The following is a 22,895-nucleotide window of genomic DNA, read 5'->3' as shown; positions in this document are numbered from 1 at the left end:
CTCGACCCTGACAGAAGGGCTCCACAGTCATGCCCAAAAAGAGGTTCGTCACGCTCTTGGCAGCTCTACTCGCCACCTCCTACTTGTCGATCCCGGCTGCGGCCGCGAGCTTCACTGCGACGGTAGAGGCGGAGAACGCGACACTGGCCGGGGGTGCGGTCGTCCAGACCGACCATGCCGGCTACAGCGGCTCGGGCTTCGTCGGTGGGTTCACCGACGGGAACAAGGGGACTGCTGCGGTCACTGCCGCAGTCAACATCCCCACAGCCGCTAGCTACGACCTGTCGCTCAGGTACGCGAACGGGACAGGCTCTGCGAAGACACTGTCGCTCTACCGCGCCGGTACCAAGGTCCAGCAACTCATCTTGCCTGCGTCGGCCAACTGGGACAGCTGGTCGGACCTGCACACGACCCTGTCGCTCCCGGCGGGTTCCAACCAGCTCAGCTACCGCTTCGACCCGGCAGACTCCGGCAACGTCAACCTGGACAAGCTGACCGTGACCGATGTGCCTGGGGCGCCTGCGGGAGCGCTGGAAGCCGAGAGCGCGACACTGTCCGGGGGAGCGGTCGTCGCGACAGACCACCCGGGCTACACCGGCAGTGGGTTCGTGGGCGGCTATACGGACGCCAACAAAGGAAATGCCGCCACAACCTTCACCGTGAGCTCATCGATGGCAGGCGACAGTGCTGTGTCGCTCAGGTACGCCAACGGCACCGGCGTCGCGATGACGCTGTCGCTCTATGCCAACGCGGTCAAGGTGAGGCAGATCAGCCTCCCGCCCACGGCCAACTGGGACACCTGGGGTACTGCGTCCGAGGCGGTCCCGCTCACCGCGGGCACCAACTCCGTCGCCTACAAGTTCGACACCGCGGACACCGGCAACGTGAACCTAGACAACATCACGGTCTCGGCGCCGACCGACCCGCCACCGCCATCCAGTGGTCCGGCGCTGGAGAACGCCTTCCTGTCCGGCGGCACCACAGTCGGTACTTCGATCGCCGGGTACGCCGGTACCGGCTACGTCACCGGATTCACCACGACCGGCAGCCGCGCGATCCGCACGGTCAACGTCACCGCGGCCGGCAACGCGTCCACCACCCTCCGCTACAGCAACACGACTGGCTCCACCAAGACGCTCAGTGTGTACGCCAACGGGGTGAAGACCGGCCAGGTGTCGTTGCCTGCCGCAACCGGTTGGGCCACGGTCGCCCAGACGCTCCCGCTCCGCGCCGGGCTCAACCTGATCGGGTACCAGTACGACGCGGGTGACAGCGGCAATGTCGCGCTCGACGATCTCGCGGTCACCGGATCGACGGACCTGGCGGCTCGGGGCGCGACCGTGCCCTATACGGAGTACGAGGCTGAGAACAGCAGTACCAATGGCGTGGTGATCGGGCCTGACCGTACCTATCGCACGCTTGCGTCGGAGTCGTCCGGGCGGCGGGCGGTACGGCTGGACAACGCGGGCAAGTACACGCAGTTCACGCTGACCAAGCCGGCCAACTCGATCGTCGTGCGCTACTCGATTCCGGACAACGCGGCCGGTACCGGGATCACGGCGCCGCTCGGTGTCTATGTCGGCGGGGCGAAGGTCAAGGACCTGACACTGACGTCGGCGTACAGCTGGGTCTACGGCAACTACCCGTTCCCGAACGATCCCGGTCTGGGCAACGGTCACCGGTTCTACGACGAGGTGCGGTCGACGCTGCCGTCGTACCCGGCCGGCACGGTGATCAAGCTGCAGAACGACACGTCGACGCCGATCACGGTCGACCTGATCGACACCGAGGTGGTCGCCGACGCCTACACGATTCCCGCCAACTCGGTTGATGTGACCGCCTACGGCGCCGTGTCCGGTTCTGGTGACGACACGGCGGCGTTCAACTCGGCGATCAGCGCGGCGAAGTCGGCCGGCAAAACGTTGTGGATTCCCAATGGTGTCTTCGATCTGACCGCGCGGGTGAACGTCGACAACGTGACGATTCGCGGTGCGGGCATGTGGTATTCGACGATTCGCGGCAACGCGGGCCGTGGTGGGTTCTTCGCGACGGGTGGCAATGTGCAGCTCGCCGACTTCTACTTCGCCGGTGATGTGCGCTACCGCGATCCGGACGGCTCGGTCACGACGGACGCTGCTCTGGAAGGCAATTTCGGCACCGGTTCGCTGATTCACAACGTTTGGCTCGAGCACTCCAAGGTCGGGCTGTGGGCGAACAGCGGGACCAACGGCCTGTACGTCGCCGGCGTGCGCATCCGCGACATGTTCGCCGATGGCGTCAATCTCAACACCTTCAGCGGCGACGGCAGCGCCGTCAGCAACAGCCGGGTCGATCAGAGCGTGTTCCGCAACACCGGTGACGACGCGCTGGCGATGTGGTCGTTCAACAGCGCGGTGGCGAACTGCGCGTTCACGTTCAACACCGCGACGCTGCCGGCGCTCGCCAACACGGCCGCGATCTACGGCGGCAACGGCAACCGGATCGAGGACAACCTGTTCTCCGACACGGTCTACACCGCGTCCGGGATCACGATCAGCACCTGGCACTCGGCCCAGCCGTTCTCCGGTACGACGTCCGTCCAACGCAACACGATCACCCGGGCCGGCGGCTTCAACACCGACTGGAACAGCAGTCAAGGCGGCCTGTGGATCTACGCCGAAGCCCGCGAGATCACCGCACCCGTGCTGATCAAGGACGTCGACATCATCGACAGTACTTATCAGGGCATCCTGATGAGCTGGCAGAAGAACGTCACCAACCTGACCTTCGACCACGTCAAGGTCCAGACCACCGGCACCTACGGCATAGACCTCCAGGTAGCCGGCTCCGCCACCTTCAACTACGTCACCGTCTCCGGCACAGGCTCCGGCGGCCTGAACAACGCCTTCGGCTACACCTTGATCCGGGGCCCCGGCAACTCCGGCTTCTGACCTCCGCCCAGCTCCGGCCTCCCGCGATCCTGACCGCCGCGGGAGGCCGGCCTGTACTCCGAACGGCAGGGCCGCCCGCCCCTCACCGACCCCGTTGGGGAGAATGCTCGGGTGCCGGAAGCGAGGAGCGATGACGTGGCATTCGTAGCGGGCGAGGTAGTGGCGCCGGGGGATCCCCGGATCGTGCTGGAAGGGCAGTGGGGGCAGCAGCCGGGGTTGGCGATCACCGTCAACTCGGGGTCGCGGATCTCCTTCACCTTCAGCGGGACCGCCGTGCAGGCGTTGTTCGACGTCGGCGGGCTGACCACCGCGCCGCACCTGTGGGTCACGATCGACGACGGCTCATCGACCCTGTACGTCGTTGAGCAACCGGTGATCGAGTTGACGGCAGACGTCGCCGGGCCGCACAAGGTCGAGATCGTCGTCAAGGACGTGAGCGAACACGCCAATCGCTGGAACCCGCCCTTCGAGTGCGCCGTCGTCTTCGCCGGGCTCGTGCTCGACGCCGACACCCGGTTGCGCCTGGCCGGGCGACCGGGTGGGCCGCGACTCGAGTTCTACGGCGACTCGATCACGCAGGGCGTGCGGGCGCTCAGCGCTCATCCCGAGTCGGAAGGCGCGGACGGGACCAAGTCGTTCGCGTATCTGACGGCTCGGGCGCTCGGCGCATCGGCGTACCAGGTCGGCTTCGGGCGGCAGGGCATTGTGCGGACGGGGAACGGGGAGGTGCCGTCGGGGCTGGAGTCGTTCGGGTGGAACTTCGCCGGGTCGGCCGCTGAGCGGGTCGAGGAGCCGGATCTGGTGGTGCTCAATCTGGGGGTCAACGACGAGACGCTGAGCGCTGCGCAGTACGGGGAGTACCTGCGGCTGGTGCGGTCGAAGTACGGAAGCAGCGAGATCGTTGCCCTCAGCCCCTTCAGTGGCAAGCACGCGAGCGAGATCGAGGCGGCGGTGAAGGCGGCCGATGATGCCAAGATCCGGTACGTCGGTACGGACGGCTGGATCACCGAAGCCGACTGCACGGACGACGTCCACCCCTCCGTCGAGGGCCACGCCAAGATCGCCGGCCACCTGACCGAGCAACTCACCAAGCTGCTGCGCCCGGCGAGCTGAGGCCGGGCGCAGCGGGTGGGGTCAGTGGCCGGTGATCAGGTTGGTGGCGAGGATGGGGGAGAAGGTGCCGGCGGGGATGCCGCGGACCGAGCCGCAGTCGCCGTCGGAGTCGCCGGGGACCTTGAGCCAGAGCAGGCTGTCGAGCGTGCCGGAGACGTGGCTGCCATCGCGTGAGGTGTCGCCCAGCTTGCGGCCGGCCGGGTTGCACCACTGGTTGTCCGCGGTGGGCCCGTTGCCGTTGCGGCTGGTGTCGATCACGAACTGGGCCGGGCTGCTCAGCCCCGCCCGGATCGCATTGCCCTTGGTGACGGACTGCGCGGTCGTGTAGTAGTTCGACGTGTTGAGCGCGAAGCCGCGGATCTTGTTCACCTCGACCAGGTTCAGCCGCCGCGCCATCTCACCCGCGTCGATCCAGGTCGCGTTGCCACCGTCCATGTAGGCCCAGGTGTTCGGGTTCTTGCTCGCGAACTGGTTCACCGCGTACTTCAGCAGATCGAGCCGCGTCTGCTTCACCTCGGCCGGGATGCAGTCCAGCTGCGCCAGCGCGTCCGGCTCGATGATCACGACGGCCGGACGGTTGCCGATGCCGTCCGCGAACTGGCTGATCCAGGTGCGATACGCCTCCGGCGACCCGGCGCCACCCTTGGAGTCACCACCGCAGTCGCGACCGGGGATGTTGTACGCGACCAGGATCGGCAATTTGTCAGCCGCGTCCGCGGCGCCGGTGAACGCCGACACCGCCTGCTGGATGTTCCCACTCCAGTTGCCGAACCAGCGCCCACCGGCCTTCTCCGCGATATTCGCGCGGATGCTCGCGGCGGCGGCGTCGGACGGGTGGTCGCGCACCCAGACGGCCGGGTTGGAGTCCGGGTCGACATAGAAACCAGTCGTCATCGAGACAGGACTGCCTGCGGGTGCTGCTTGGGCGGTGGTGCAGGTGGCTACGAAGGCCAGCGCGACGGCCGCGCCGATCAGGAGTCGTTTCATGCGGGGTCCTCTGCGGGCGGGGAGGTGGGACGTCCCGAGACTCTTTCAGACCGATGAAATCTCGATGACTGACAGAACGACATCCCATCACTTACATTGGCCGGTTATGCAGATCTGCCCGAGGTCGCCGCGGCCAGGCGGTCCTGGAGTCGGCCGGCCAGTACTGGGTGCACGCCGTCGCTGACTGCTGCCAAGGCCCGGAGTAGGAGCTCGTGGGCTTCGCCTGGCTGCAGCGACTCACGGCAGTCGGCCAGGCCGACTAGTGCCTGGGCGATGCCGAGTGGGTACTGCCGGTCCTCGCAGAGGCGTAGTACGAGCTGGTATTGGTCTTCGGCCTGGTCGCGGCAGTTGTGGGTCAGCAGGCTGCGGCCTAGGTTCAGGCGGGCGTCCACCTCGTCTAGGTAGGTGCAGTTGTCGACGGCGATCTCCAGCGCGCGGCGGTGGGTCTCCACTGCTTGCGCATGCCAGCCGAGCTGCCGGTACGCCTCACCGAGATGGCAGAGCGCGTAGCTGAGCGGGAACTCCAGTGCATGCGTCGCGGCCAACTCCTGCGCCGTCCGAGCTGCTTGGAGTGCTGGGTGGGCGTTGCCGGCGTCCAGGTGGCAGCCGGCCATGCCGTTGAGGAGGTTGGGCTCGAGGCGCTCGTCTCCCAAGGTGCGAGCCATGGAGAGGGCCTGCTCGTAGTACTCGAGGGCTACCGCGAAGTTCCACTGCCTGGCGTGCAGGGCGGCGAGGTGGCCGAGGGTGGAGACTGTCGCGCGCTGGTCGTCGGCCAGTTGAGCCAGCCGGAGTGACTCGCGGAGCAGGTCGGGCCAGTCGGAGTGGAGGTCGAGCGAGCCGACCGTGTAGCCGAGTGAGCCGAGGATGTGTGACTGCAGAGCAGGTGCTTCGCCGGTCGCCAGCTCGGCCGCCCGCCGCAGGTCGCACACGCCATGGGCCGGGCCGCAGCGGAACTGGCCGATATGGCCGCGGAGGAAGAGCAGGCGCGCCTCGCCTGCGCTGTTGCCGGACCGCTGGGCTGCGGCGAGGCCTGCAGTCAGTACTACGTCCAGCTCGTCTTGCCTGGTGCGCAGGTGCAGGTAGGGAGCGACAGCGATGGTCAGGGGCACGGTCAGCTCGTCATGCCCTTCGCGCTCCGACAGTTGGACCGCGGCGACCAGGTTGGCCCGCTCGGCGTCAGCCCAGGCGAGATCCTGGCTCACGTCGGGGCTGTCGGCGTCCAGGTGGTCGCAGTCTTCGGGCAGTAGGTCGTGGTGGTGCGCTGCGGAGCGGCGGGCGGTGCGTACGTAGTACTGGAGGAGGCTGCTGATCGCCTCGGATCCCTGGTCGTCGGTGGTCATCACCTGCGCGGAGTACTTGCGCAGTAGGTCGTGGAACTCGAAACGGCCGGGCCTGGGCTGCAGTAGCAGGCTCGCGTCGACCAAGCTCTCCAGTACGTCCTCAGCCGTGGTAGACGTCATCCCGGCCAGCGCTGCTGCGCTGTAGCGGTCGATGTCCTTGCCCGGCATCAGACTCAGCCGCCGGAACATCAGTTGCTGATCCGCACTGAGTTGCTCGTAGGAGACAGCGAAGGCCGGCCCCACGCCGTCGGTCTCGCCACTGAGCTCAGTCAGCAACCGGGCTCGGAGACGTTCGTTGAGGTGAGCGACCGGCCAGGTCGGCCGATGCCTCAACCGCGAACCGGCGATCCGCAGCGCCAACGGCAGTCGGCCGCACAGCTCGATCAGCTCGTCGACGGCATCGCCGGCGGCGACTCGTTCCGCGCCGGCCAGCTCGGTCAGCAAGGCCGCCGCTTCGTCCTCGGCGAGCAGATCGAGGCCGAGTCGCAAGCTGCTGTCCAGGCTCGTGAGTTGCCGACGGCTCGTCACCAGCACCGCGCAGGTCGGTGCCCCAGGCAACAAAGGCAGGATCGCGCGGGTGTCGGGCGCGTTGTCGAGCACGATCAGCAGCCGCAGACCGGCCGTCTCCGATCGCCACAGCGCTTCACGTTCCGCGGGATCGCACGGCAGCTTCTCCGCCGGTACGCCGATGCCTCGGAGCAGATGATCCACCGCGTGATCGACGCCGAGCGGCTCACGACCGGGCGTGTGGCCGTGCAGATCCACGAACAACTGGCCATCCGGGTACTGCGCCGCGACCCGCCGACCGGCCTGGACGGCGAGCGCGGTCTTGCCGAGCCCCGCCATCCCGTCGATGGCGACTACCGGCGGCGCGCCACGGGTGCCAGGGGTCAGCGCCTTGACGACTGACTCGAGTTCCGCCGTACGCCCGATGAAAGTCGCGCCGCTGTAAGGGAGTTCGTCGCGACCGCCGGCCGGCTCGGCGAGGTCGCGGAGCAGCAGCTGATGGACGGCCTGCAGACCTTGCCCCGGCTCGACGCCCAACTCGTCGACCAGCAACGACCGCGTCCGCGCATAGGTCTCCAACGCCTCGGCCCGCCGCCCACTGTGGAACAGCGCCGTCATCAGCTGCGCGGCGAACCGCTCGTCCAGCGGCCGCTCGGCAACCAGAGCCGACAACTCCGGTACTACGTCCGCGAAGCGGCACGCGCTGAGCTCAAGGCCCAGTCGCTCGCTGAGCGCGTCATCTCGCCGTTCGGTGAGTCTCCGCCGCTGACCGGCCAGGTAGTTGCCGGGCAACCCGCTCAACGGCTCGCCACGGAACAGGGCCAGCGCATCGCGGTACAGGGATGGATCCTTGGCCTGCTCGGCGGCCTTCACGGCCGATTCGAAGCGATCGATGTCGAGGGCACCTGGTGGCAGCCGGAGTACGTAACCGCCGGTCGTGCGCTCGAGAGCGACCTCGGGTGGCAGGGTCTGGCGGATTCGGTAGACGTAGGTCGGGATGACGCGGAGGCCGCTGGACGGGGGATTCTCGTCCCAGACGAGGTCCAGAAGCTGCTCGGCCGAGGTGACCTGATTGGCGTGCAGCGCCATCACGGCCAGCATCGCCTGCTGCCGGATCGGCCCCGCGCTGAGCGGCACCCGGCCGTACCGGACCGTCAACGGCCCGAGCAGATCGAGACAGAACCCATCGGCCATACCAGAGTCTGCGCTGATCCCCCCGCCTCCCGTCAAACAGCCGCCACCTTTTCGACCCAGATGGTAAGGCTTGGCGATTGCCGTCACACATGCTCGCGGTCACGATGGCTGGATGGCGTCCACGGATTTCCAGAGTGTCGACGACTACATCGCGACCTTCCCGCCGAGGTCCAGATCCCGGCGATCACTCTGAACGGCAAGTCCCTGATGTACTTCAGCGGCTGGAAGAACCACATCTCCGTCTACCCGATCCCGCCCGTCTCCGAGCCGCTGGCGACGGAGATCGAGCCTTATCTCGCAGGCAAAGGCACCCTGAAGTTCCCACTGTCCAAGCCGATCCCGTACGACCTGATCGCCCGCCTGGCCCAGGCGTTCGTCGCCTCACGCCCGACCGAGTAGCTCGGCCGGATCCGGCGACGGCGGCGCACTCAGCATCCAGTCGCTGAACTGTTTCGTGAACAAGTACCAGAGCCCGTCACCCGCAAGCCGAAGCTGCACCCGCTCCGCCGTAATCCAGTTCCCCTCGACAACACCGTCAAGCACGGTCAACCCCTCAGCCATCGCCCCCGGATCCGCGACTGCGGCCGGCGGGTCCGTGGCTCCGGCGCGAGCTGGATCGGCTTCGGCCGGGGCGTGGGTGGTCGGTGGGGCGGTTGCTATGGCCAGGCCGCCGGGGCCGCCTTCGCGCCAGGCGACTGCCCAGCTTGTCAGTTGGCGGGCTGTGAGGCCGGCTCGGTGGGCTAGGTCTGCGAGGGCCGGCGTACCGAGCAGGCCGGCTGCTCTGCGGGCGAGGTCTTGGTCGCGGGTGAGGCTGAGCCCGCCGTCGCCATCGCCGGCCGCCAACTCCCAAGCTCGTCTGGCTGCGTCGGTGGCCAGGGCGAGTAGGTCCTTGCCGTCGACACCGGATTGGCGTGGGGGTTCGAGCACCTGTACTGCGGTTGGCGCGCCTGGCTGGTTCAACGGGCGTACTGGGATCGGGATGGGGCCGGGCGTTCTGGCGAAGGCTGTCTTGGCGACGACGCCGAGTGGCTTGGGTTTGATGGCTGGTTGCTCGCCGGCCGGTGTCGATCGGCGGGCTCTCAGCGCCGAGAGCAACTCGTCCTTCTGCTTGCCGCGCAGGAGAAGGAGCTCGAAGGGATCCTCGTCCAGCGCATCGGCGATCAGATAGCAAACGGCCGCGGAATGCTTGCAGGGCACAGCGAAATCCGGGCAGTTGCAATCGGTCCGTACTTCACCCGCATCCGGCAACAGCTCGAGCCCCGCCGCCTGCGCATCGTCCACCAACTCGGGAGGTAACTCGCCGTCAAGCAACGCGGCGACCCGCCCGATCTGCGCCGACACGACATCAAGCACCGCATCCCACTCGGCATCATCAAACGCCCGGATCTTCACCGTCACCACATACGGCGTAACCCGACTGCCCTGCACGGATGCCCGCACGACCCCCGGATCAACCACCATCTCCAGCACGCTCCCGCGCCGCGCGTACGACCGCCCCCGCCCCAACCGATTCGGATCAAGCTGAGCCTGCCGCTCCAACGCCCCCAGCCACGCCTTCCCCCACCAAGTCCCCCCGAACGGCCGCCGAGCCCCCGCCCCCTTGGCCGCCGGCAACCCAGCATTCTCCCGATCCCTGTCCCGCCACCCCTGCCAAGGCGTCCGATCACTCATCGCCTACCTCCACATCCGGCGGCTGTGCCGCGGAGAAGGACGAGGAGGGCGCCGCCGAGGTCGACACGGGCGCAGGGGAGTGAGGCGATGGTGCTGAGGCTGAGGCTGCGCCCCGGGCAGGTGCTGAGTTGCCGGCTGACGTTGCAGCGCGGCCTACTGCTGACGGGTTGTAGGCGCTGGCGGCGCCGGACTTTGCGGGGGTGCTCGACAGTTCGACCAGCTCGGTCAGTTCGGTGTCGGACAGCTCGCTGAGCCAGGCTTCGCCGGAGCCGACTACGGCGTCGGCGAGTTCGCGCTTTGCCGCGATGACGGTGGAGATTCGGTCTTCGAGGGTGTTTTCGGTGACGAGTCGGTGGACCTGGACTGGTTTGTCCTGGCCGATTCGGTAGGCGCGGTCCGTTGCCTGGTCTTCTACGGCTGGGTTCCACCAGCGGTCGTAGTGGACGACGTGGGTCGCCTTGGTGAGGGTCAGGCCGACGCCGCCGGCCTTCAACGACAGCAGGAAGACCTGGGCTTCGCCGGCTTGGAACTGCTCGACCAGTTGCTCGCGTTTCTTCACCCCGATACCGCCGTGCAGGAACAGGGTGCGGACCTGGCGGGCGGCCAGATGCGACTCGATCAGGCGGCACATTTCGACGTACTGGCTGAAGATCAGGACCGATTCGCCCTCGGCGAGGATGACGTCGAGCAGTTCGTCGAGCGCCGCGAGTTTGCCGGAGCGGCGGGGGAGTGGGCCGGGCTCGTGGAGGAACTGTGCGGGGTGGTTGCAGACCTGCTTCAGTTGCGTGAGCAGGCTCAGGACGAGACCTCGGCGCGCGATGCCTTCGGCTTCCTCGATCTTGGCGAGGGTCTCTTTGGCGACTGCTTGATAGAGGGTGGCCTGCTCGGCGGTCAGCGGTACGACGACGTCGTGCTCGGTCTTCTGTGGCAACTCGGGCGCGATCCCGGGATCGCTCTTCTTCCGCCGCAACAGGAACGGTCGCGTCACCCGCGCCAGCCGGGCCGTCGCCTCCTCGTCGTGATACCGCTCGACCGGCACCGCGACGTCATGCCGGAATCGGTCCAACGTCCCGAGCAACCCGGGCGCGGCCCAGTCGAGGATCGACCAGAGCTCGGACAGCCGGTTCTCCACCGGCGTGCCGGTCAGCGCCAACCTGGTTGCTGCGGGCAACGTTCGCAAGGCGCGAGCCGTGCGGGACAAGGGGTTCTTCGCATGCTGCGCCTCATCAGCAACGGCGAGTCCCCAGAAGATCTCACCCAGCACGTGATGGTCCTGACGCACCACCCCGTACGTCGTGAGCACCACCTCGTCGGGCATGAGGTCCGACAAGGACCGGCCGGCCCCGTGGTACCGGCGTACCGGTACGTCGGGCGCGAACTTGGTCAGCTCCCGCTCCCACGTGCCGAGCAGCGTCGACGGGCAGACGACGAGCGTCGGGCCGCGTCCGCGTTGCGACAGCTGCAGGTGCAGGGCGATCACCTGGATCGTCTTGCCCAACCCCATGTCGTCCGCCAGGCATCCGCCGAACCCGAGCTCGGCCAGCTGCGCCATCCACGCAACCCCTCGCCGCTGGTAGTCGCGCAACGTCGCCCGCAACCCGACCGGCTCAGCCATCGGCTCCGGCTGCTCGGCGGTTCGCAGCCTGTCGACCATCGTCTGCAGCGAACCGTCCGCGTCGAAGGCGACCAGCTCGCCGTCGATCTCCAGCGAGCCCGTCAACGCGGCACCCAGCGCCTCGGCGCCGGAAAGCTTGCGCGACCCACCTTGCCGCAGTTTGCGAACCAGCTCCTGATCGATCCGCACCCAGCGCCCACGCATCCGGATCATCGGGCGCTTCGCCTCGGCCAGCGCGGCGACCTCCGCCTCGGTCAGCTCCTGCCCGTCCAGCGTCGGCCGCCATTTGAAGGCCAGCAGATCGGTCAAGCTGAAGTCCGGACCGGTCACCGCACCAGGAGTAGGCGTCGCCTGTACTGCGCCCCGCAGCGCCAACTCACCCGCAAACAACTCAGCCGGCCACAACACCTCGATCCCAGCCCCGTCGAGCGCGTCGCTGTCCCCAGCCAACTCGTCCAGCGCCGCATCACCAATCGGTACTTCCGCCGGCGCCGCATCCCGCAACGCAGCCCCCAACGGCGGCCACACCCGAGCCCCCCGCCGCAAAGCCAGCAACAGATCCGTCTCGGCCCGCTCACCCAACGCGGCCAGCACGGCAGGAGGCGCATTCCAAACATCCGCCACATCCACCAGCAGGCTCGGATCCACCCCACTACGCAACTGCAACACAGCCCTGAACTCGCCCTCACCCCCAGCCAGCGCCTCACTCTCAGCCGGCGCCTTACCCCCAGCCGGCGCCTGACCCCCGGCCGGTACGTCACCTCCAGCCGGCGCCTGACCCCCGGCAGGTACACCACCTCCAGCCGGCACGTCACCCCCAGCCGCTACGTCACCCCCGGCTGGCAGGTCACCCGCAGGCGGTATGTCACCGCCGGCCAGCAAGCCACCCGGAGCTGGCTCGATGCCTGTGGCGGGCTCGACATCCGCCGGCGGCCGGCCGATCGCGTCCGGTCGATCACCTCGGCCGACAACGGCGGCGTCATCCCCGGCCGGCTCGATGGTTGCGGGTGGTTCGATTCTCAGGACGAGTCGAGCTCCGGCGTTCTCGCTTCGGGCGGTCTCCTCGAGCCAAGCCGTCGAACCGGTCAGCTCGATCGGGTCGACGTCGGCGAACGGAGCAGCGCCGGCTCGTACTGCGAGTGCTGCCGCGGGCGTTCGCACCAACGTGTCGGCCAGCGCATCCCAAAAGGCCCGAACCAACTGCTCCGGATCCACCAACCGCAGCGGCCGGGACCCCTCGATCGCCAACGCATGTCCCGTCGCGGGCATGGAGGCGACCAAGTTCCGCAACCACCCATGATCCGCGGGATCCAACGGCGCCACCCGCCAAGCCCCGAACCCACCAGGACTGACATCCGGCACCAACCGCCCGCGCCCAACCAACCCAACCCCAGCCAACGCAGCGGCCGCCCACACCCGCAGGCTTGCCGACTCCTTGCTCACCTCGGGGCGAACCGACCCGATGTCGCCGAAGCCGACGCCCGAGCCGACGTGGTCCGACGGGGTGCTGCCCGGACCGGCGCCGCGGGAGTCGACGTCTGAACCGATGCGGTCCGACCGGGTGCTGCCCGAGCCGGCACCTCCGGAGCGTTCGTCGCTGCGCCGGAGGAAGGCCAGCCCCTCCGCGACCCCGAGGGTCAGGGCGGGGATCTGAGCGCGGCGGATGCTGTTTCCTCGGGGGACGACCAGTTCGAGTTTCTCGTGGGGGATCTGGGCGGTGGGGGTGAGGTCGCCGTACAGGATCAGGCGGCCCGCGCGGGGCGGGTCGGCTGGTTTGAAGGTGACCTCTAGCACCTCACGAACCCTACCGAGCGCCACCGACATCTCGGGTTCGTTCGTCCACAGCCAGGGGACGCGCTTGACCTGAACCAACGTTGAGGTTGCAGGGTCGGGGGTGACAGCAGGTGACGGACGCAAACGAGATGGAGTCGGACAGATGCGGGCAGCAGTAGTGACGAGGTTCGGCGGCGCCGAGGTCATCGAAGTACAGGACTGGCCGGAGCCGGTGGCCGGTGCCGGGCAGGTGCTCGTCGATATCGAGCTGACCGATCTGATCTTCGTCGAGACGGCGATCCGGAACGGGGAGCACGGTGGGTTCTTCGACGTGAAGCCGCCGTACGTGCCGGGCAACTCGTTCGGTGGCACGGTCCGCGAGGTCGGGCCGGGAGTCGACGAGCAGTGGGTAGGGCGTCGGGTGATCGGCCGGACGGTCGACTTCGGTGCCCACGCCGAGGTCGGCGTCGCCGCGGTCGCGGAGCTCGTCGAAGTACCGGCCGAACTGAACCTCGAAACGGCGGTAGCAGCTGCAGGCGACGGCTTCACCACGTTGCTTCTCGAGCAGCTTTCCCCTGATCTACAAGGGAAAGAGGTCCTGATCACCGCCGCAGCCGGCGGTATGGGCGTGCTCCTGGTCCAGGTCGCGCACAAGGCCGGAGCGCACGTCATCGCGGCAGCGCGCGGCCAGGCCAAGCTCGACCTCGTGAAGGCCCAGGGCGCCGACGTGGTGATCGACTACAGCGTCGACGGCTGGCAGAAGTCGGTGCTGGAGGCAACGAACAACGAAGGCGTCGACGTCGCCTTCGAAGGTGCCGGCGGAGAGCTCGGCGCGGCCGCGTTCAGCACCGTGAAGGACGGCGGCTGGTTCTCCGCGCACGGCGCCCCGAGCGGCGGCTTCGCGAAGTACGACCCGGCCGAAGCCGAGCGCCGCAACATCACCGTCAAGGGCATCATGGACCTGCGGATCGACAACCTCCAGACCACCATCACCGGTGCCGATGTCCTGCAGCGGGTCACCCGCGGAGACCTGATCCCGGTGATCGATCGGACCTTCACCCTCGACCAGCTGGCCGACGCACACACCGCGGTCGAGGGACGGTCACTGCTCGGTAAGGCTTTGATCAGGATTCGATGACCCTGCGTTAGACCGATCCCTCCTCGGGGCACTGACTAGGCACCAGCGCCTTGAGGAAGGCGGACCCATGTCGCTGCGTGAGGCGGTCCTATGTTCAGTCGACCGGCTGGTCGGTGCGCTCGCCGACGGCGGGCGGGAGTGGTCGCGCGGTGACGATCGTGTTGCGGCCGGTTCGCTTCGCGGTGAGCAACGCGTTGTCTGCGGCCAGGATCAACTGGTCCATCGTCGCCGCCACCTCCGGATAGACCGCCGCACCGAACGATGCCGGTACGCCGGTGATGACCGTCTTCTGCGTGCCCGTCGTGCTGACCGAGACGGTCAGGGTGGCCAGCCGGTCCCTGATCCGCTCCGCGACCTCCAGCACCTCGGTCTCCGAGGCACCGGGCAGCAGTACGGCCAGCTCGTCCCCACCGACGCGCGCAACCAGGTCACCCTGGCGCACCTCGGCCCGGACGCTCTCACCGACCGCCTTGAGCGCCTGGTCACCCGCTGGGTGCCCGTAGGTGTCGTTGATCTCCTTGAACTTGTCCAGGTCGAGCATCAGCAGCCCGACCGTGCTGCGCAGGGTCTCGGCCCGGGCGAGCTCCACCGGCACCGCACTGGCCCAGTACGACGGGTTGGCGAGGCCGGTCTTGACGTCCGTGCCGGCTGCTCGCTGGTACTGCGGGAGCAGCAGGTCCCGGTGCAGCGCGAGCACCGTCACCATCAGCACGGGGACGACCCATGGGTATGACGACTGCATCGCGGCGATCGCCACACCGAGGCCCAGACCGGCGCAGACGACCAGTTGGTCGGACAGCTCGCCCAGCGCTTCACGGGCGGTCGCCTCCGGGGAGGCCAGCAGGATCGCGCCGATCACCAGCGCGTAGTTGACCAGCCACCAGGTCGCCGCGGCGGCGATCACGACTAGCAGGGTCCAGAAACTGGTCGGGACACGAGGCTCGGCGATCAGCCCACCTGCCCGCAGTACGGCGGCAGCGGCGGCGCTGGCCAGGACGTAGGTGGACGTGGAGAAGATCTTGCGGTGGGCCACGGTCCGGCCGTACACCCGGAACCACGAGTACAGGTACGACCACGCGATCAGCGGGACGACCAGCGACAGCGGCAGCAACAGCAGGCTGGCGAAGACCCACAGGCACTTCAGGTTCGTGTGCGGGGACGTGTTGGCGGCCATCTCCCGGCGCCGCTCGATCCCGCGGGCGGACTCCAGGTGCAGCGTAGAGGCGGCCGCCAGGACGGCGAACGCGGCCCATTCTGACGAAGTAACGCCGGCATGAGGTCCGGTCATGGTCGCGCGGACAGCCAGTGTGGTAATCGTGACCGCGATCAAATCAATCGCAATCACATATCCCAGCGCGGCGGCCGGCAACGACCAGAGCTTCCATTGCCGGGGTGGCACCCAGCTGCTCCGACCGACCAGAATCATCATGAGCCTCACAGTTCGACTGAGTCGGTTATGCGTTCATCGTAACGGCCTGTTCACGGCAGGTCACCCCTGAATCCGGATTCATTCCACGGAACCACCTCTTCGAAGGGTCGAGAAATCATGAGCAAGGCAGCGCGTACGACCGGCACCGGCAACGACTGGTTCACCGGCGGCAACGACTGGTTCCACGGGGGAAACGACTGGTTCACGGGCGGGAACGACTGGTTCGCCGGCGGCGGGAACGACTGGTTCACCGGCGGCAACGACTGGTTCGTCCCGGCCGCCGGCGGCGGTAACGACTGGTGACGAAAGGTAAATCTTTACCGTCTCTTTACGGATGGCCGGACTGATTTCCGGTGAGGTGTTTCAAGAATCGATTTACATCGATTTTACGGAGCAGCCGGAATTCGGCGGGCACGCCGCCAGGCGGTGCCCGCCCCGACCGCCGCCAATGCACCGGCCGAGCCCATCACGGCCAATGCCGTCGACGGACTGAATCGCTCGCCCAGGACCCCGGCGAGCAGGATTCCGAGGCCCTGACTGGAGCGCAGGGCGGTGCTCGCGACACCGAACGCCTGGCCACGCTGGTTGTCGGGCACGGCCTGGACGAAGCTCGCGCTGGCCGGCAGATGGTACGCCGACGCGGCGCCGGACAGGGCCCAGAGCACCATCGTGACGAGCAAGCCTGGCTGGAGCGCGCAGAACACCAACGGAACGCAGGCGAGGATCGCTAGCGGCCCGAGGAATCGCATCCGGCGTTCGGGCGCCCACAGGGTGATGAGCCACATCCCCAGGACGGCACCGGCGGGCTGGGCGGCCAGCAGGAGCCCGGCTGCTTCTGGCCCGCCCCCGATCTCGGCCGCGTACGGCACCGCCACGCCCTCCACTGTGACGTAGAACCCGGCAACAGTGGCCAGCGCGACCAGAGACCGCAGGGACGGAGTACGGACCACCAGAGATGCTCCGGCGGCGAGGTCCTTCAGGTAGCTGCGCCTGGGCTCGTCCCCGGAGTTCTGGGAGGGTGCAGGGCGCGATCGTACGCCGAAAGCGATGAACGCAGCGGACAGCAGGAAGGTCGCGGAGTCCACCAGGAGGCCTCCGGAGGTCCCCACCGCGACCACCGCGAGACCGCCTGTTCCGAAGCCGAGCACCTGGCTGAACTGGACGACCATGTCGTTCGCGGCCTTGCCCAGGACGTAGTGGTCGTCTGGCAGTACCACCGGGAGGGTTGCGGCCCGTGCGGCGTTGAACGGGGAGCCGAAAGCCTGCAGTGCGACCAGCAGGCCGATGATTACCAACAGTGGCAGCGCGTTGATCGCCATCAAGGCGACGAGCACTGCGCGGGCAAGGTCGGTGACGATCATCACCCGCCGCCGCGGGTAGCGGTCGGCGAATCCGGCCAATAGCGGCCCGAAGAGCAGATCCGGAACGTACGTCAGGGCGTAGGCAAGAGCCGTCAGCCCGGCAGACGCGGTGCGGTCGAAGACGAGGACCGACAGTGCGACCCGGGCGAGCTGGTCGCCGATGACGGACAGCACGCCGGCCACGAACAGGGCACGGAACTCGGCATGACCGAACACGTCCCGCCACCGAGCCCTCGCCATCACCGCATCCGCCACACCTTCGAACATAACCACTATCCGTAGCGCGACACCTCCATGCCGTGAGACCTAGGGTTTTCCCGCGCGCGGCGGTTGGCTGCGGTGAGCGAGCACTCGGTCACTGGTCAGTACCAGCGGTGGCACTGGTGTGCAGAATTCAGGCGTTTGAAGGGGCAGATCAGTGTCAAAAGTGGCAGCCGGTGCAGCACTCCTTGTCCGGCCGCTCTATCCTGGTGATGTCTGGTACCGGGGTCTGGGCGGGGCGGCCCCGACCCTGGTGCCGGACCTCTTTCATGTCCGGTGACTTTCTTCCCGGATGGGCCACAGAAACTGTCGGTGGGGCCCGGTAGCGTTCTGATTGCCAGGGGCGGCTCCTGGACGTGCTTCCTTCTCCTTCACCAGGCATGTAGCGCGTCCGCTCTCCGCCCCTGGCGCTCATGTCCGTGACGCTTTCGCCCGCCGTTCGGGCGCCTCGGGGAGGCTCGCCGTGCCTGACTCTGTGGCCGCGCTGCTGTTGCGCCGCCGACGGCTGGTCGACGCGGGCCGGCTCACCCCGTCGGTACGCCGATCCGCCTGGCAGTGGCTCCGGCACCCGTTGAGCACCCAGGCCGGGCTGACCGCGTTGCAGGCCGACCTCATCCAGCGCGGGCTGCTGCTGTCCGCCGACCTCTATCGCCACTGCGCCGGCCTGAGCCCGCTCGCGCTGGCCGGCCTCGGCAAAGCCGTGCTCGAGCTGCTCGACGAGGAGTCGGGTGCGAGCGCGTCTCAGGTGCCGCTCTTCCGTGGGTTCCCCGAGAGCGTGCCGGGCAATACGGAGACCTTCTACATCGATCGGGTCTTCGCCCGGTTGCTGCAGGAGCCGGAGCAGCCATGCGTGTTGTGCGGCGAGGCGAAGACGGTCCACCCGGTCTCGCCGTGCGCGCATCTGGTCTGCTGGTCGTGCTGGGACGGCGCCGACTTCAGCGCCTGCCCACTCTGCCTCCGCCGCATCAACCTCAGCGACCCCTTCCTCGAGCCTTTGTCCAACGAGCCTCCGACGTCGGGATCTGGCTCGGCGTCAAGGTCGGGCTCGGCGTCTGGGCGGGGCTCGGGCTTGGGTTCGACGTCAGGGTCCGGGTCGGGCCCGGGGTCTGCGCGGGCTGAGCGACTGCGGTTGTTGTCGCTTGCGCCGGCGGATGCTGTGCGGAGTACGGCGGGTGAGTTGCTTGCGCGGCGGGCTCCCTTGTCGGCGCGCGACCGGTTGGATCTGACCGTGTTGCTGGCTGAGGCGGATCCGAGTTGGTTGCCGGACGTGATTCCGGTGCGCGAGACGCGGGCGGTCGTGCTGGCGGAGTTGATGCCGCGATTCCCTGCGTTGGTTGACGAACTGGTGCAGACGGCGACGGATGCGCTGCGGTTGCTGTACGCACTGATGGGGGCGGATCCCGGGTTGCGGACGCCGCCGGTGCGACGGCGATCGTTGCCTCGGGCGGTTCGGCGTACGGTGCTGGGGCGGCTGGATCGGTTGCCGGTCGAGTTGCTCGTCGAGGACATGCTGCGGCACGAGCGCGCGTGGAAGCGGCTCGCGGAGAACCTGCACCCGTTCGAGTTCGCCGCGAGCTATCCAACGGCTGCGCTTGCCTTCGCGGTCCTGCGCAAGACGAAACTCGACGCGACGACCCCAGCCGGGCGCGCCGTGCTGGGTGAGGCAGCTCGTCATCCGCTGATCCGGCTCGAAGACAGCAAGCTTGTGATGAGCACCTTCGCGAGTCGGGTTGAAGGGGCGTTCGCTTATGGGCGGCCCGAGCTGGCGTTGGAGTTGTTGCGGGCCAGGCCGGGGGAGATGTTGCGGCGGTTGGTGCAACTGGCTCGGGTGGTGGAAGGGGATTCGCAGGCGACGTTGGTCGAGGCTGCCGCGACCGCTGTGTCGGATGTTTCGCCGGTCGTGTTGACGGCTGCGCTCGGCCAGGTTCGTACGCCGCCGGGCGATCTGCGACTGTTCTTTCCGCGCGGGGGAGCGACGCGGATCTGGACCGCGGTGGACGAGCGGGAGCCGTTGCCGGCCGAGCTGGCCGCGGCGCTGGGCGGCGTACTGGTGGGGGAGTTGTTGCGTCGGGCAACGGCTTTGCCGCGGGTGCGCCGGGCGTTCCTGGATGAGGAGTTGTCCCGGCTCTCGGCGCCGGGGTCGGAGCGGAGCGCGTCCTCGTCGTTGCTGCGGATGACCCGAGGGAGTTCGCAGCCGATTCCGGAGGACGACCTGCTGCGGCTCTTCCTGCACTGGGTCGAGCCCGAGGGGCGGCGCGTCGATCTGGATCTCTCGGTGGCGGTGTTCGATGAGGACTGGGCGTTCGTCGGGCTGTGCGACTACACGCGGTACCGGTTCGATCAGGACGCGTTGGTGCACTCGGGTGATCTGACGTCGGCGCCGCTGCCGCTGGGGGCGACCGAGTTCGTCGACCTGGATCTCGTCGCGGTGCAGCGGGTTGGCGGCCGGTACGTGCTGCCGGTGGTGTTCAGCTACAACGACGTCGCCTTCGAGCATCTGGAGCGTGGCTTCGTCGGGGTGATGCGGCAGCCGTCGGGGTTGTTCGATCCGGTGGCGGTGGAGGAGCGGTTCGACCTGACCGGGCCGGCGAAGATCCTGCTGCCGTTCGGCATCGACCTGCGGACGAAGGAGCTTCGCTGGTACGACGTCAACCTCAGCGCAGCCGGGTACGGGCACAACATCGCGCGGTACGGCGGTCACATCGCGCTGATGGCCGCGGCGATGGAGGAAGTCCACGGTGCAGGCGATCGGGTCAGCCTGTGGGAGCTGTCCTGCTGGCATGCCGCCGCCCGTACCAACGAGGTGGTCGTCCGCTGCGCCGACAACTCGATCGTCGGCTACCTGCGCGGCGGCACCGAGGACGTCGCCGGCTTCGCCCGCCGCTTGACCGCGCGCCTGGAGCCCGACCGCCACTGGGACCTCGACGCCGCCAACCGCGCCGACTTCGCCGCGGTCGTCAACGGCGACATCGACCCCAAATCAGGCGCCGAGGTCTACGCCCTCCACCCCCACCTGCTCGACCCGGCCAACCTCAACCTGATCGACGCCTCCCACCTGCTCACCACCCTCGCTCCGGACACCCGAGCCACCCTCCCGACCCACTGACTACAAGCTCAGCCAAGCGATGGGGACGGCGGGCGTCGAGCGTTTGGGGGCGCGGCGCCTGCCGCCGGGAGTGACCGAGTAGGCGTGACTCGCCGTTCTGGCGGGTGGTCTGCTCGATTGCGGCCATGGTGACCGCGCCTGCTTGCCCCCGGTTGGTCAGCGGCCCGACAGGGTCCTGACGGCGGGGCAGAACCGCCAGGCCATCAATGGGGCAGCTCGATGCCTGCCGGACGGCGGTGCCGATGGCAAGGTGGGCTCGATTGATGGGCTGGCGGTCCCTCCCTCCGGACAGCAGACTTTCCCGTGCACCCTTAACACCGCCGCGACGTCAGCGAAACCTGGGGACTCACATGTCGTGACATAACGAGTCTGCAGGTTTCCGCCGCAGACTTGAGGAGTACTCCGGTGACGTTGAGCCAACCCACCGACGCCGAGCTGGACGTGATGATCCGCGCGCGTCTCGCCTCCCTCGGCATCGATCTCGATCAGCTCCCACCCGGCACCCAGCCGGACCCCGAGACAGGCAGCCCCGGCCGCGACACCGCGCTGGCCGGCCTCCGCAGCTTCGTCCGGACGACCGTCGCCCCATTAGCCGCGTACCAATTCGCCGTACCGGGCCTGGACGGTGATGAGGACCGGGCCGCACTGGCCCAGCAACTCTCGCCGCCCTCGCTCTACCCGTCCATCGACATCAAACGGCAGTCCTGATGGAAGACGCCCCGCAGGACACCCGCGTCGATCGCCGCTCCTTCCTCCACCGCGCCAGCGCCCTCGCAGCCGTCGCAACCGTCGGCACCGTCGCGCTCCCAGAGATCGCGTACGCCGGCCCGCCCACCACGCCGACACAAGACACCGCCACCGCCACCGTCCGGCCGGAAGCGCAACTAGACGTCACCGAGCTGACCATCGCCGAGGCCGCCACCCTCATCCGCACCGGCCGCCTCAAGCCCGAGAAGCTGCTCGAGGCGTACCTCGCCCGCATCGGCTCATACGACGGCATCTACCAGGCGTTCAACCTCGTCCTCGCCGACGAGGCCCTCGCCCGCGCCAAGCAGCTCGGTCGCGGCAGAAGCGCACTCCACGGCATCCCGCTGGCGATCAAGGACAACTACTACACCCGCGGCATCCCGACCACGGCCAACTCCTACCTGTTCGAGAAGTTCGTCCCGCCCTTCGACGCCACCGCCGTGACCAGACTCAAAGCGGCCGGCGCCATCGTCATCGGCAAGACCCAGATGGGTCCGCTGGCCACCACCCGCGCGACCACACCCGACGGCCGGATCACCACGGTCAACGCCTGGACGCCGGGCAACCCGAGCACCGACCCAGGCGGCTCGTCCTCCGGATCCGCCACCGCCGTCGCCTCCCGGATGGCGACCTCGAGCGTCGGCACCCAAACCGGCGGCTCGATCATCGCGCCGTCGAACGCGCAGAACCTGACCGGCCTCAAACCAACGATGGGCCGCGTCTCCCTGCACGGCATCGTCCCGCTCAGCTACACCCGCGACCACCCCGGCCCGCTCGCCCGCGACGCGATGGACGCGGCGATCATGCTCACGACGATGGCCGGCGAAGACCCGAACGATCCCCGCACCCAGGGCCTCCCGCCGGTCCCCGACCTGATCACCGCAGCCACCCCCGTACTCCGAAACCGTAAAGTCCGCGTCCGTTGGAAGACCAGGGTCGGCGTCATCCCCGGCTTCACCGCGGGAACCACCGAGGTGGCAGCGGCCCGCCGAGCCGCCCTCGACACCCTGGCCGACGTCCAGGACCTCCGCGTCGTCGACGTCACCCTGCCCGACGAATGGGACGTCCTGACCAACGCCGCCTTCAACAACGTCCGGCTCCCCGAACGCAGCGAGCCGTTCCTCCCGATGCTGCGCGCCGACCTGCGTGGCTTCGGCGTCTCGGTGACGGGCTGGCTCCAGGGCGCGCTGCTCGGCGCCGACGAATACCTGATCGGCCAGCGCGCGAAGGTGCTCCTGCTCCGACGGGTGCTCGACGACCTGTTCGCGCAGTGCGATGTCGTGGTGCAGACCAGTCCCAACCCGTTCGACTCGATCGGCCTCCCTGAGCTGGCCCTACCGATCGGGTTCAGCTCGGCCGGAGTACCGATCGGCACGATTCTGGGCGGCAAGCCGTTCGGCGAGGAGCGGTTGCTGGCCGTCGCGGCCGCCTACCAGGCGCTCACCGACTGGCACCACCGGCGACCTCAAGACCCGCAAGGCGTCCGTCCGGGGGAGCAGCAGGGCGGGGCACGGGCGAGGACGATCGGCCAGGACCGTGGCCGGATCCGCGCGGAGGAGGTCCCGGACCTGATGCAGTAGCGCCCGCAACTCGGAGCCGGACGTGAGGTAGCAGCGCCGGATATCGATTGCCGACGGTCCCCCTTTCAGCGTCGGTCGAATGTGATGCGCCGCGGTCCTCGCCCATCTAGCGTCCTCTCCGGCGATGGCTGTCGGGGTGACAG

General features: G+C 68.2%; 14 protein-coding genes. 8 read left to right on the top strand and 6 right to left on the bottom strand.

What is annotated here, in order from left to right; all coding sequences use genetic code 11:
• Positions 1-29: 29 nt before the first annotated feature.
• Together ABD116_RS08190 and ABD116_RS08185 are read left to right on the top strand one after the other, a co-directional pair.
• Entirely contained in the window at positions 30-2,930 is a 2,901-nt protein-coding gene (locus tag ABD116_RS08190; protein ID WP_343966545.1) for a CBM35 domain-containing protein, read from the top strand.
• Between the two features lie 135 nt (positions 2,931-3,065).
• Complete coding sequence (locus tag ABD116_RS08185) at positions 3,066-4,043, top strand: GDSL-type esterase/lipase family protein (RefSeq protein WP_343966542.1); 978 nt, start codon at positions 3,066-3,068, stop codon at positions 4,041-4,043.
• A 21-nt stretch (positions 4,044-4,064) separates the two neighbouring features.
• Here the strand turns inward: ABD116_RS08185 and ABD116_RS08180 are convergent, their stop codons facing one another.
• On the bottom strand, positions 4,065-5,030 hold the full coding sequence (locus tag ABD116_RS08180; RefSeq protein ID WP_343966540.1) for a glycoside hydrolase family 6 protein: 966 nt from the start codon (positions 5,028-5,030) through the stop codon (positions 4,065-4,067).
• A 104-nt stretch (positions 5,031-5,134) separates the two neighbouring features.
• Positions 5,135-8,071 carry an AfsR/SARP family transcriptional regulator gene (locus ABD116_RS08175; protein ID WP_343966538.1) on the bottom strand — a complete coding sequence of 979 codons (2,937 nt, stop codon included), beginning with the start codon at positions 8,069-8,071 and terminating at the stop codon, positions 5,135-5,137.
• 207 nt (positions 8,072-8,278) lie between these two features.
• Between ABD116_RS08175 and ABD116_RS08170 the strand changes: the two genes are divergently transcribed.
• On the top strand, positions 8,279-8,470 hold the full coding sequence (locus ABD116_RS08170) for an iron chaperone (RefSeq protein ID WP_343966536.1): 192 nt from the start codon (positions 8,279-8,281) through the stop codon (positions 8,468-8,470).
• On the opposite strand, the gene ABD116_RS08165 is transcribed toward ABD116_RS08170, so the two are convergent.
• Together ABD116_RS08165 and ABD116_RS08160 are read right to left on the bottom strand one after the other, a co-directional pair.
• Positions 8,453-9,742: an SWIM zinc finger family protein gene (locus tag ABD116_RS08165; protein WP_343966534.1), complete on the bottom strand. Its 1,290-nt coding sequence runs from the start codon at positions 9,740-9,742 to the stop codon at positions 8,453-8,455. The genes ABD116_RS08170 and ABD116_RS08165 overlap by 18 nt on opposite strands.
• Positions 9,735-13,151, bottom strand: a complete 3,417-nt coding sequence (locus tag ABD116_RS08160; RefSeq protein WP_425552061.1) for a DEAD/DEAH box helicase — start codon at positions 13,149-13,151, stop codon at positions 9,735-9,737. The genes ABD116_RS08165 and ABD116_RS08160 overlap by 8 nt, the downstream gene beginning before the upstream one ends.
• Before the next feature lie 142 nt (positions 13,152-13,293).
• On the opposite strand from ABD116_RS08160, the gene ABD116_RS08155 reads away from it, so the two are divergent.
• Positions 13,294-14,268 (top strand): zinc-binding dehydrogenase, encoded by a 975-nt coding sequence (locus ABD116_RS08155; RefSeq protein WP_343966530.1) that lies wholly within the window; start codon positions 13,294-13,296, stop codon positions 14,266-14,268.
• A 94-nt stretch (positions 14,269-14,362) separates the two neighbouring features.
• On the opposite strand, the gene ABD116_RS08150 is transcribed toward ABD116_RS08155, so the two are convergent.
• Positions 14,363-15,697 (bottom strand): GGDEF domain-containing protein, encoded by a 1,335-nt coding sequence (locus ABD116_RS08150; RefSeq protein ID WP_343966528.1) that lies wholly within the window; start codon positions 15,695-15,697, stop codon positions 14,363-14,365.
• Positions 15,698-15,814: 117 nt separating this feature from the next.
• Here ABD116_RS08150 and ABD116_RS08145 point away from each other — a divergent pair, with 117 nt between their 5' ends.
• Positions 15,815-16,000 (top strand): DEAD/DEAH box helicase, encoded by a 186-nt coding sequence (locus ABD116_RS08145; protein WP_343966524.1) that lies wholly within the window; start codon positions 15,815-15,817, stop codon positions 15,998-16,000.
• Between the two features lie 83 nt (positions 16,001-16,083).
• Here the strand turns inward: ABD116_RS08145 and ABD116_RS08140 are convergent, their stop codons facing one another.
• Positions 16,084-17,325: an MFS transporter gene (locus ABD116_RS08140; RefSeq protein ID WP_343966521.1), complete on the bottom strand. Its 1,242-nt coding sequence runs from the start codon at positions 17,323-17,325 to the stop codon at positions 16,084-16,086.
• Between the two features lie 457 nt (positions 17,326-17,782).
• Between ABD116_RS08140 and ABD116_RS08135 the strand changes: the two genes are divergently transcribed.
• The 3 genes from ABD116_RS08135 to ABD116_RS08125 all read left to right on the top strand — a co-directional run bounded on the left by ABD116_RS08135 (position 17,783) and on the right by ABD116_RS08125 (position 22,752).
• Positions 17,783-20,425, top strand: a complete 2,643-nt coding sequence (locus tag ABD116_RS08135; protein ID WP_343966518.1) for an MXAN_6230/SCO0854 family RING domain-containing protein — start codon at positions 17,783-17,785, stop codon at positions 20,423-20,425.
• Between the two features lie 405 nt (positions 20,426-20,830).
• The gene (locus tag ABD116_RS08130; protein WP_343966516.1) at positions 20,831-21,133 is read left to right on the top strand and encodes a hypothetical protein; all 303 of its coding nucleotides are present in this window, start codon (positions 20,831-20,833) and stop codon (positions 21,131-21,133) included.
• Positions 21,133-22,752 carry an amidase gene (locus ABD116_RS08125; RefSeq protein ID WP_343966514.1) on the top strand — a complete coding sequence of 540 codons (1,620 nt, stop codon included), beginning with the start codon at positions 21,133-21,135 and terminating at the stop codon, positions 22,750-22,752. The genes ABD116_RS08130 and ABD116_RS08125 overlap by 1 nt, the downstream gene beginning before the upstream one ends.
• Positions 22,753-22,895: the final 143 nt, after the last annotated feature.

This window comes from Kribbella koreensis, from assembly GCF_039525325.1.
GTDB classification, from domain to species: Bacteria; Actinomycetota; Actinomycetes; order Propionibacteriales; family Kribbellaceae; genus Kribbella; species Kribbella koreensis.
Note: the sequence above shows the minus strand (reverse complement) of the source record. Positions and strands in the feature narration are given on the sequence as shown.

What these genes read in the sequence shown, in the direction of transcription:
- ABD116_RS08140 (WP_343966521.1), bottom strand. Translation starts at nt 17,325, where the DNA reads ATGTTCGAAGGTGTGGCGGATGCGGTGATGGCGAGGGCTCGGTGGCGG.
- ABD116_RS08125 (WP_343966514.1), top strand. Translation starts at nt 21,133, where the DNA reads ATGGAAGACGCCCCGCAGGACACCCGCGTCGATCGCCGCTCCTTCCTC.
- ABD116_RS08170 (WP_343966536.1), top strand. Translation starts at nt 8,279, where the DNA reads ATGTACTTCAGCGGCTGGAAGAACCACATCTCCGTCTACCCGATCCCG.
- ABD116_RS08155 (WP_343966530.1), top strand. Translation starts at nt 13,294, where the DNA reads ATGCGGGCAGCAGTAGTGACGAGGTTCGGCGGCGCCGAGGTCATCGAA.
- ABD116_RS08150 (WP_343966528.1), bottom strand. Translation starts at nt 15,697, where the DNA reads ATGATGATTCTGGTCGGTCGGAGCAGCTGGGTGCCACCCCGGCAATGG.
- ABD116_RS08190 (WP_343966545.1), top strand. Translation starts at nt 30, where the DNA reads ATGCCCAAAAAGAGGTTCGTCACGCTCTTGGCAGCTCTACTCGCCACC.
- ABD116_RS08145 (WP_343966524.1), top strand. Translation starts at nt 15,815, where the DNA reads ATGAGCAAGGCAGCGCGTACGACCGGCACCGGCAACGACTGGTTCACC.
- ABD116_RS08180 (WP_343966540.1), bottom strand. Translation starts at nt 5,030, where the DNA reads ATGAAACGACTCCTGATCGGCGCGGCCGTCGCGCTGGCCTTCGTAGCC.
- ABD116_RS08175 (WP_343966538.1), bottom strand. Translation starts at nt 8,071, where the DNA reads ATGGCCGATGGGTTCTGTCTCGATCTGCTCGGGCCGTTGACGGTCCGG.
- ABD116_RS08165 (WP_343966534.1), bottom strand. Translation starts at nt 9,742, where the DNA reads ATGAGTGATCGGACGCCTTGGCAGGGGTGGCGGGACAGGGATCGGGAG.